This is a genomic window from Mycolicibacter senuensis (assembly GCF_003284925.1).
Taxonomy (GTDB): Bacteria; Actinomycetota; Actinomycetes; order Mycobacteriales; family Mycobacteriaceae; genus Mycobacterium; species Mycobacterium algericum_A.
This window is the reverse complement of the sequence record NZ_QMEX01000138.1, coordinates 1-8,950: the sequence shown is the minus strand read 5'-3', so window position 1 is coordinate 8,950 and position 8,950 is coordinate 1. Positions and strand designations below refer to the sequence as shown.

The 8,950-nt window shown below is 66.6% G+C and carries 11 protein-coding genes and 2 pseudogenes; 6 read left to right on the top strand and 7 right to left on the bottom strand.

From position 1 onward, the window contains the following. Together DQP56_RS20190 and DQP56_RS20185 are read right to left on the bottom strand one after the other, a co-directional pair. Positions 1 to 547: pseudogene (locus tag DQP56_RS20190) on the bottom strand (cation-translocating P-type ATPase); the annotation flags it as partial. A 232-nt stretch (positions 548 to 779) separates the two neighbouring features. Beyond that, positions 780 to 1,676: a wax ester/triacylglycerol synthase domain-containing protein gene (locus DQP56_RS20185; RefSeq protein ID WP_234825747.1), complete on the bottom strand. Its 897-nt coding sequence runs from the start codon at positions 1,674 to 1,676 to the stop codon at positions 780 to 782. 179 nt (positions 1,677 to 1,855) lie between these two features. Here DQP56_RS20185 and DQP56_RS20180 point away from each other — a divergent pair, with 179 nt between their 5' ends. Further along, the gene (locus DQP56_RS20180) at positions 1,856 to 2,365 is read left to right on the top strand and encodes a DUF421 domain-containing protein (protein WP_112688485.1); all 510 of its coding nucleotides are present in this window, start codon (positions 1,856 to 1,858) and stop codon (positions 2,363 to 2,365) included. Here DQP56_RS20180 and DQP56_RS20175 read toward each other — a convergent pair. Further along, entirely contained in the window at positions 2,362 to 2,910 is a 549-nt protein-coding gene (locus DQP56_RS20175; protein ID WP_112688483.1) for an amino-acid N-acetyltransferase, read from the bottom strand. The genes DQP56_RS20180 and DQP56_RS20175 overlap by 4 nt on opposite strands. 31 nt (positions 2,911 to 2,941) lie before the next feature. Between DQP56_RS20175 and pgsA the strand changes: the two genes are divergently transcribed. From pgsA to pspM, 4 genes are all read left to right on the top strand, one after another. Further along, entirely contained in the window at positions 2,942 to 3,529 is a 588-nt protein-coding gene (gene pgsA / locus DQP56_RS20170) for a CDP-diacylglycerol--glycerol-3-phosphate 3-phosphatidyltransferase (RefSeq protein WP_112688481.1), read from the top strand. Positions 3,530 to 3,620: 91 nt separating this feature from the next. Next, positions 3,621 to 3,962: a transcriptional regulator ClgR gene (clgR, locus tag DQP56_RS20165; protein WP_112688479.1), complete on the top strand. Its 342-nt coding sequence runs from the start codon at positions 3,621 to 3,623 to the stop codon at positions 3,960 to 3,962. A 125-nt stretch (positions 3,963 to 4,087) separates the two neighbouring features. Beyond that, positions 4,088 to 4,903, top strand: a complete 816-nt coding sequence (pspA, locus tag DQP56_RS20160) for a phage shock protein PspA (protein ID WP_112688477.1) — start codon at positions 4,088 to 4,090, stop codon at positions 4,901 to 4,903. A gap of 3 nt (positions 4,904 to 4,906) precedes the next feature. Further along, positions 4,907 to 5,710 carry a phage shock envelope stress response protein PspM gene (gene pspM, locus DQP56_RS20155; RefSeq protein WP_112688475.1) on the top strand — a complete coding sequence of 268 codons (804 nt, stop codon included), beginning with the start codon at positions 4,907 to 4,909 and terminating at the stop codon, positions 5,708 to 5,710. Here the strand turns inward: pspM and DQP56_RS20150 are convergent. The 4 genes from DQP56_RS20150 to DQP56_RS20135 form a co-directional block, all read right to left on the bottom strand. Next, positions 5,707 to 6,399, bottom strand: coding sequence for a DNA methyltransferase (locus DQP56_RS20150; RefSeq protein ID WP_112688473.1), 693 nt, complete (start codon positions 6,397 to 6,399; stop codon positions 5,707 to 5,709). The two genes, pspM and DQP56_RS20150, sit on opposite strands and share 4 nt — an antisense overlap. Before the next feature lie 182 nt (positions 6,400 to 6,581). Then, positions 6,582 to 7,163, bottom strand: a complete 582-nt coding sequence (locus DQP56_RS20145; protein ID WP_205868933.1) for a class I SAM-dependent DNA methyltransferase — start codon at positions 7,161 to 7,163, stop codon at positions 6,582 to 6,584. Positions 7,164 to 7,615: 452 nt separating this feature from the next. Then, positions 7,616 to 8,029, bottom strand: coding sequence for a DUF5313 domain-containing protein (locus DQP56_RS20140; protein WP_165825093.1), 414 nt, complete (start codon positions 8,027 to 8,029; stop codon positions 7,616 to 7,618). A 6-nt stretch (positions 8,030 to 8,035) separates the two neighbouring features. Beyond that, positions 8,036 to 8,473 carry a limonene-1,2-epoxide hydrolase family protein gene (locus DQP56_RS20135; RefSeq protein WP_112688467.1) on the bottom strand — a complete coding sequence of 146 codons (438 nt, stop codon included), beginning with the start codon at positions 8,471 to 8,473 and terminating at the stop codon, positions 8,036 to 8,038. Between the two features lie 42 nt (positions 8,474 to 8,515). Between DQP56_RS20135 and DQP56_RS20130 the strand changes: the two are divergent. Continuing rightward, positions 8,516 to 8,950: pseudogene (locus tag DQP56_RS20130) on the top strand (glycosyltransferase); the annotation flags it as partial.

The window sequence follows — 8,950 nt, the reverse complement described above, 5'->3', positions numbered from 1 at the left end:
GCGCGGCCGCGGTCAGCGGCACCAGCAGCGCCAGTGGGTTTCCCGGATCGGCGAACGGCGCGGTGCGCGGTGCCGATTGCGGACGCGGGCGGCCCAAGTCCCTGGTTACCTCGGTCACGGTGTCGCAGACGGCGCTCAGCACCCGGTCGCTGTCGGCGCCTGGGGCCAGGTCGACCACCAACCGGCCCAGCGCACCCTCGATGTGGGCGCTGGCCACGCCGGGGATGTTGCCGACCGGCTGCTCGACGGTGTCGGCGTGCTCGTACCAGCGCGAGAACGGCAGCAGCCGATCCAGGTCCAGGTGCACGCGGTGCCCGCTGCGCCAGCACACCGGCAGCGCTGTCCCGGTGCCGGAGTCGCCCAGCAACCGCCCGGCTGTCTGGCTGACCGTCTCGACCACCGGGCCGAGGATCGTCTGCATCGTGTCGGTGGCGCTGTCGCGTAACCAGGAGGTGCTTTCGGCGGCACTGTTCACGCCGGCCCGCAGCACCTGCACCGCGCCACCGGTGATGCCACCGACGACGGCGGCTACACCCGGGACCATCATTGCCTCACCTCGCGGGGGATGTCGTCTTCAACAGCAGTTGATGTTCTCCCCATAGTGCCGGTGAATGAGCTTCGGCACTGCTCCCGAGGCGGTAATGGGAGGGGGCGGGCCGCCCGAAGAAAATCCGGGTAGCCCGCCCCCGCTGACAGCGGTTGGCCGCGCAGCTGCCCGCACGGCGCAGGCCGAGACCGGCACTGCCCGTCCGGGGATCGCTGATCCGCCGCTTCGGCCGTTACGCTCCCGGCTGCGGGCAGTCACCACCGTTGCTGTTCCACACCGTGACCTTGGTTGCCTGCAGCACGCCCTCGGCGTCCTTGTCGCCGCGAGCAGCGACACACTTTCCGCTGCTGATCGACGGCGCGCTGACCGCGACCTTCCGCCGGACGGCGGTGTCGTCGAAGGTCTGGCAGATCTGGTCGACCTCGGCGGCGCTGACCCGGGCCGAGACGTACCGGCGCCGCCGGCTGGTCAGCGGGCCGTTCAGCGGTGTCGCCGGTCGCCGTAGGCCGGCCGCGAACTCCGCGGCGTCGCGCAACGCCTGGTCGGTCCGCATCACCCCGGCCACCGTGGCGGTCGCGATCGAGGAGGCGACCCGCAGCGCACCGCGCCACCCGCCGGCAGCAGCTGTGATCGCGCCGGGCATGGTGCCGCGGGCCGGACCCTCATCGGACAGCCCGGCGAGGATGTGGACGGTGGCGACGGCGTCGGCGATACAGGGGTGGACCTTGACCAGCATCGCCCAGCGGCCACCGGACAGGCCCCCGATCACCCAGATCTCCCACAGCGGCCTGTCCCGCTCCAGTCGCCAGGACATCACCTCGGCCACCACCGAGAACAAATCGTCGTCGCTACCGGCGCCCGGGACCGCGATACCGCAGACGTGGTTGGCAAGCTTGAAGTTGGGGTCCTCCACCCACTCGGGAGAGCCGAGGTCGAAGAGGCGACGCCGCAGCCGCTGGGCGAACCGTGGGCAGGCCGCGATCCGCTCGCCCAGCACCGACATCAGCGTCTGGTGATCGGGCATCGGGCCGTCGAGCACCGCCAGGGCGCCCATGCCGAGGTTGGTGTGCCGATCGGCGTCCTCGACGTTCAGCAGACTCGCATCCAGGGGGCTCAGGTGCTCGGCCACGGCTACCTCCAGTTGTCTGCAACTGTCAGTACCACTATCTCGTGTTCGCGTCGCCGGCGGCAGGGCCGGAAGTCCCTGGTTCGGCGCCCGGCACACACCGGACACGGACCGGACACGGACCGGACACGGACCAGACACCGGCGGTTTTCCCGGGTCGGCCGGGCGCGTAATCTCGCCTCGTGGACTGGGCTCGACTTTTTGCTTTCGACACACCGCCTTCGGAGATCATTGTCCGCGGGACCGTCATCTACATAGCGATTTATGCGTTGCTGCGGGTGGTGTTGAAACGGGAGGCGGGCACCAACGGCATCACGGATCTGATCGTCGTGGTGTTGATCGCCGACGCCGCCCAGAACGGGATGGCGGGCGGTTACCGGTCGATCAGCGACGGGATCCTGCTGGTCGGAGTGATCATCGGCTGGTCCTACCTGCTGAACTGGATGGCCCACCGCTGGCCGACCGTGGCACGGCTGCTACGGCCCGGGCCATTGCTGGTGATTCACGACGGCGAACTCCTGCACGGCAACATGCGCAAGGAGATGATCACCGAGCAGCACGTCCGCGAGCAGGCCCGCAAGCAGGGGATCGCGGACCTCGCCATGGTGCGGGAGGGCCGCATGGAATCCGACGGCCAGTTCAGTTTCCTCGTCGGCTCGACGCGCCGGACCGCCGGTCTGGTGATGGACTAGAGCACCAGCAGCATCCGGGTGTTGCCCAGCGTGTTGGGCTTGACGTAGCTCAGGTCCAGGAATTCGGCCACCCCGACGTCGTAGGATCGCTGCATTTCCGCGAAAACCTCTGCGGTGACCGGTGTTCCATCGATCTCGGTGAAGCCGTGCCGGGCGAAGAACGCGGTCTCGAAAGTCAACACGAACAGTCGCTGCAACTGCAGTTCCCGGGCGACCTGCAGCAGCCGGTCGACGAGCGCGTGGCCGATGCCGCGGCCCGTCAGCGCCGGATCCACCGCGATGGTGCGCACCTCGCCGAGATCAGACCACAGCACGTGCAGGGCGCCGCAGCCCACCACCTGTTGGTCGGAATCCTCGGCGACCCAGAACTCCTGGACCGCCTCGTACAGCGTCACCAGGTTCTTTTCCAGCAGGATCTTGCCGGCGTAAGTGTCCACCAGTCGCTTGATCGCCGGGACGTCGGATGTCCGCGCGCGCCGGATCAGGGGCGGTGGGGCCGGCGAATCAGCCGCGAGGTGCACAGGTGCACAGTAACGGTTTCTCATTTCCGGCTTGGTAACCGATATTCTGTCTGCCGTGTCGCGGCAACCTCAAACCGGCCCGGCGGTGACGCACGTCCCGGTGGTGAATCTCGCCAACGCGGTCACCGTCGTCCGCTTGCTGTTGGTGCCCGTCTTTCTGCTGGCGCTGTTCGTCGCGGACGGTCACGACGCCAAGGCCCGCATCGCGGCGTTCGTCATCTTCGCGGTGGCGATCATCACCGACCGGCTTGACGGTGCGCTGGCCCGCAACTACGGGTTGGTGACCGAATTCGGCACCCTGGCCGACCCCATTGCCGACAAGGCACTGATCGGCGCCGCGTTGATCGGCCTGTCGATGCTCGGCGATCTGTGGTGGTGGGTGACGGTGGTGGTACTGGCCCGAGAGATCGGGATCACCGTGCTGCGGTTCGCGGTGCTGCACCGCGGCGTGATTCCGGCCAGCCGCGGCGGGAAACTCAAGACACTGGTGCAGGCGGTCGGTATCGGGCTGCTCATCCTGCCGCTGAGCGGTCCCTGGCTGGTGACGGCCTGGGCGGTGATGGCCGCCGCGGTGGTGCTGACCGTGGTGACCGGCGTGGATTACGTGAGGTCGGCGATCGCCGATCTGCGCGACCGGAGCTGATCGAGCGATCCGGGAACCCTGACGGGCGTGGTGTGCGTTGACCTTGGTGACTGTCGGTTTTTCCAGGTTGGCCCTAAAGGGGGAGTACACGATGACGGCATTGCTGCGGGAATCGGTCGGCGAGGTGTTGCGCCAGGCCCGGACGGCGCAGGGTCGCACGCTGCGTGAGGTGTCCGACTCGGCGCGGGTCAGCCTGGGCTATCTCTCGGAGGTCGAGCGGGGCCGCAAGGAGGCGTCCAGCGAGTTGCTCAACGCGATCTGTTCGGCATTGCAGGTCCCGTTGTCGGACGTGCTCTTCGATGCCGGCGGCCGGTTGGCGCGGGCCGAGCGGGCCGAACGGGCCGAACGGGCCGTCCGGAACCTCGGGGTCACCCGCATCGACGCTGGTACCAAGGTCGTGATCCCGCCGCCGCGGGCGATGGCCTCGGCATGACAGCCTGGCCCGGCGCGCCCGGGCGAAAGGCAGCCTGAAGCCGCACCCACCGACCGGCGAACCGATAAATTGTCAGCGGTAAGCGGCAGACTGACAACATCCGAACAATCAGACGGAGCTGACTGATGGCCAACCCGTTCGTCAAGGCGTGGAAGTACCTGATGGCGCTGTTCAACTCGAAGATCGACGAGCACGCCGATCCCAAGGTGCAGATCCAGCAGGCGATCGAAGAGGCGCAGCGTCAGCACCAGGCCTTGACCCAGCAGGCCGCCCAGGTGATCGGCAACCAGCGGCAACTGGAGATGCGGCTGAACCGGCAGCTGGCCGACATCGAGAAGCTCCAGGTCAATGTGCGCCAGGCGCTCACGCTGGCCGACCAGGCCACCGCGGCCGGCGACAGCGCCAAGGCCACCGAGTACAACAATGCCGCCGAAGCGTTCGCGGCGCAGCTGGTCACCGCCGAACAGAGCGTCGAAGACCTCAAGGCCCTGCATGACCAGGCGCTCTCGGCGGCGATGCAGGCCAAGAAGGCCGTCGAGCAGAACGCCATGGTGCTGCAGCAGAAGATCGGCGAGCGCACCAAGCTGCTCAGCCAGCTCGAGCAGGCCAAGATGCAGGAGCAGGTCAGTGCCTCGCTGCGCTCGATGAGCGAGATCGCCGCTCCCGGAACCACTCCCAGCCTCGACGAGGTGCGTGACAAGATCGAACGGCGCTACGCCAACGCGATCGGCGCCGCCGAGCTGGCGCAGGGCTCGGTGGCCGGCCGGATGATCGAGGTCGAACAGGCCGGCGTGCAGATGGCCGGCCACTCCCGGTTGGAGCAGATCCGCGCCTCGATGCGCGGCGAGTCGCTGCCGGCCGGCGGCGCCACACCGCCGGTCACACCGGCGGCGCCGCAATCGAGCGCCGATCCCAACCCCGAGAATCCGCTGGGCCGGTAGTAGATGGCCATGTCAGTCGGAGGTCGCTCGCGGCGCGCGCTGCTGCAGCGGGCCGTCGACCGTGCCAGTGAGGCCGCCGACGTACTGGCCGACAAGCTCGGTGCGATCGCCGACCCGCGGGCCAGGCTGCTGCGCAAGCGCCGCTGGGCGCTGCGCCTGGGCTTGTTCTTCGGCGCGGCATGCGGATTCTGGTTGCTGGTGACGGCGGTGCTGGCTTCGTGGGCCACACCGGTGTGGGTGTTGCTGATCACCGGGCTGATCGCCGCCGGAGCGGCCGCGCCTGCCACGCTGTTGTTGCTGCGGTTCCGTTGGCTGCGTTCGGTGCCGCTGCCGGCCGCGCGGACCGTCACCGCGCGCCGCCTGCCGCCGCCCGGTTCGGCGGCGCGGCCGGCGATGTATGCGCTGGGCGCCTCCGAGCGCGGCATGGTGTCGCTGCTGGGCGTGCTGGAACGCGGTCGGTTGCTACCCAGCGAGGAGATCGCCGAACTGACCGCCGCGGTCAACGGCGCCGCGTCGACGATGGCGGCCACCGCGGCTCAGGTGGTGGCGATGGAACGCACGGTGCAACACAGCGTGCAATCGCGGGAGTACCTGGTGCCCACCATCAACGCCTGCACCGCCCAGCTCAGTGCCGGTGTTCGGCAGTACAACGAGATGGTTACCGCCGCAGCACAATTGGTAGCTTCAGCGAACGATGGGTCATCGATGTCGCCTCGTGCTTACCGCGAAGAGTTGACCGACGCGACCGACCGAATGCTGGGCTGGGCGCAGGCATTCGAGGAGCTGGCGCGGTCACCCCGGCCTTAGCAGGCGATGGTCCGCTGAAAAACCAGCAGCGCATCGGCGGTCAGATCATGCGGGTACCGATCCCACACCACCTCCGTCGCCCCCAGTGAAGCGAGGTGCGGTTCCAGCACCTGTGCACAGTCGGAGATCAAGTGTGTGGTGCAACCCATGTGGTGGATGTCCGCCACGTTCCACACGGTGAGGCCACCGGGCACCAGCATGCGCGCGCACTGGGCGGCAACGGCTCCGAGTTCGTCGAGGTAACGGCTGTAGTCTCCGTTGTTCTCCTCGTAACCCGTAAGCGGATCGGCCTCGTGATGTTGCCGCGTCATATACGGCGGAGAGGTGAGGACAAGATCGACATTCACGTCGGGCATGTGGCGTCCGCTCCCGGATACGTCGAGCAGTTTCCGTGCGTCACCCTGGAGAACCTGCGCACCGGGCACTCGCTGCCGCAGGTATTCCACACGCTCGGGCAGCAACTCGACACCGAGCGCTGCCCGACCGAGAGCGACCGCCCGATCAAGGGTGGTGCCGAACCCGGCGAACGGATCAAACACCAGGTCGCCGGGTTTACTACACCGTTCGATCACATGGTCGACAATTGCGGTGAGCATGTGCACATCTTCGTCGGCGCCGGCAGGACGCTCCGCCAGGAACGTGTCGTAGGCCGCAAACAGCCGCAAATCCAGCGGGGAAGTCCTAGACATACGCCTCACGAACCCGTGCCGACTCACAGCCCGCCGCGCTTTCTGCGGCGCATGTGTACGAACCGGCGAAGCGTGCAGCGGTTGCGCTGCTACCCGGGTGAACCTTGTATCCAGCCAGAATCGGTTCGTGCTCCGACATCCCGTCGTATCGGCGACGGTCGGCGCAGCTAATCGGCGTCGGTCTAGTTCGCAATATTGTGACTTTCCAGGAAATTATCCGGCAAAGTCGCTGTCAAACGTCCGACCAGTGCGTAGTAGAATAGCTGTCTGCCTTCCATCGATAGTCGATGCCGGTATAATTCGAGGTGGTAGACCTCGAAATATCTCGAAAAGACGAGTGCCCGCACCAAGCGCGAAAATCCGGTCTGATCGTCGGCGTCCAAAAATGAATGTTTGATGTTGAACGCCAGCCAACCGTTTGGCTTGATGAGTCGTACCGCATTGATAAACGCACGTGGCGGGATATCTCCGAAACCCAGAGCCGCCACACACGTTAGGCAATCGAAGTTCCACTCCATGAGCTCACCATGCACGCGGCTGTCCACGTCAGCCAGATCGGTGACGTAGTACGCGTCGTAAACGGTGGGCCGGTCACGATAGGCTGCGTCGCGTGCCTCGGGGATGATGTCGATGCCGACCAGTCGGGCCACGCCATCGCGCTTGAGGACCTCGCCCATCATGCCGTTGCCTGCTCCCAGGTCCAGGACCCGCAGCTCGGTCAGCGGCTCCCGTTCGGTCTGCAACGCGCGCTCGAGCAACTCCATCACCTTACCCGGAGATTTGCACCTCAGCCGACCATAGAAGAGTTCCTCGTAAAGGCCTGGACGCTTATATATTTCACTGTAATCATGAAAGCGTAACATTTGAAGCCCGCCATTATCGACGAGTCCGAATTCGACTTCGTCCTGGGTTAGGCGTTCCGAGTTGACTGGGGGGAACTGGATTCTATACATCCGCGAAATCATATCGTGATAGTACGCTACGACGAAGCGCGTCCTCGGCTGAGCCCAGTGTTGCTCCGATCACTGAGTCCGTCCAGGTGCTCAAATGCATACAAAATTGCCGACATCGAATCCAGGAGGTCCCGCTGAATCGGCAGTGCGGCCGTGGGGATTCAGGCAGGTGCCGTGCAAAGGAAATCCACGGTACCCATTCGGCCAGAGCTGGAATCAACGACGCCGAAGTGTCGGACTGAACCTGGACGGAACCACCGGACTTAAATATCGTCGGTGCGTTGGTCGACAGATTCGGGTCGCGGTCCGTAGCGGGTGATGTAGTCCCGGTGAATGTGGGCCTCGCGTTCGCGCTTACGTGCGTCGGCCAGGTCCGGGTCGAGACCGTGCATTCGCAGCATGTGCTTGCGCCACACCTTGTTGAGGGCGTGCGAGAACAGGATCGCCATGAACCAGATGGGAAACGTCATGGACAGATGCGTCATGAAATCGGTCGGCAGAAACCAGAACGGGAGCAGGATCAACGTCGTCGGCACGACGGCGCGCATGATTATCCGAAGGGTTGCACCAGGTCCGGCCAGGTCGTTGCGCACCCAGTCCCGCATGGACGGCGGCAGGGGTCGCCCGATGCAGTAGCGGACGTATTGGATCGGGTTGGGGCGTCGGCGGGTGCTCAACGCGGCCTACAGCGTCGGGCGCAGCGCCGGGAAGACGGTTGCCGCCACCGCGCGCAACGTCGCCTTGAACATATCCAGGAAGTCAAAGTAGTCGCGCCACAACGTGATACGCCCGTTGTGCACCTCGAAGACCCCGCACACCCAGAACTGCAGCCGCAGCGGGCCGAAGGTCAGGGCGTCGGTGCGCTCGGTGAGCACCGCCGAGCCGTCGGCGGCGATGCGGTGGATCTTCACCTCGAAGCCCGCGCGGCCGGACATCCGGCGGAACACCCCGACGGTGGCGCTGCGGCCGTAAATGGTCGGCAGCCCGACGTTGTGGTACACCACGTCCTCGGCCAGGGCGTCGGCCGCCGTGTCGAGATCATCGTCGGCGAGGGCGTCGAGGAAGGTCTCCACGGTTCGGATGTTGTCGACGGCGCTGTCGTGGACACTCGGTTCGGTCATGCCTGTCAGCCTAGGCCCGCGGGCCTGTGGCACGGTAGGCCGATGCGCATCGTGGTGGTCGCCGGGCCTGACCCCGGTCACGCGTTCCCGGCGATGGCGTTGTGCCGGCGATTCGTCGCGGCCGGGGACGCGCCGACGCTGCTGACCGGGGTGCAGTGGCTGGACACCGCGCGGGCCGCCGGGGTGGACGCCGCCGAGCTGATCGGATTGGATCCCGCCGCCGGCGACGACGACGGGGATGCCGGGGCCAAGATTCATCGGCGGGCGGCGCGCATGGCGCGGCAGAACCTCGACCAGCTCCGACAGCTGGCGCCGGACCTGGTGGTCTCCGACGTCATCACCGCCTGCGGCGGCATGGCCGCCGAACTGCTCGGCATCCCGTGGGTCGAGCTGAGTCCGCATCCGCTGTACCTGCCGTCGAAAGGGCTGCCGCCGATCGGCAGCGGCCTGGCGCCCGGTACCGGGTTGCGGGGCCGG

Bases quoted from the DNA above. Each gene is read 5' to 3' on its own strand.
- pspA (WP_112688477.1), top strand. From the start codon at position 4,088: ATGGCCAACCCGTTCGTCAAGGCGTGGAAGTACCTGATGGCGCTGTTC.
- DQP56_RS20150 (WP_112688473.1), bottom strand. From the start codon at position 6,399: ATGTCTAGGACTTCCCCGCTGGATTTGCGGCTGTTTGCGGCCTACGAC.
- DQP56_RS20145 (WP_205868933.1), bottom strand. From the start codon at position 7,163: ATGGAGTTGCTCGAGCGCGCGTTGCAGACCGAACGGGAGCCGCTGACC.
- DQP56_RS20175 (WP_112688483.1), bottom strand. From the start codon at position 2,910: ATGAGAAACCGTTACTGTGCACCTGTGCACCTCGCGGCTGATTCGCCG.
- pspM (WP_112688475.1), top strand. From the start codon at position 4,907: ATGGCCATGTCAGTCGGAGGTCGCTCGCGGCGCGCGCTGCTGCAGCGG.
- DQP56_RS20135 (WP_112688467.1), bottom strand. From the start codon at position 8,473: ATGACCGAACCGAGTGTCCACGACAGCGCCGTCGACAACATCCGAACC.
- clgR (WP_112688479.1), top strand. From the start codon at position 3,621: ATGACGGCATTGCTGCGGGAATCGGTCGGCGAGGTGTTGCGCCAGGCC.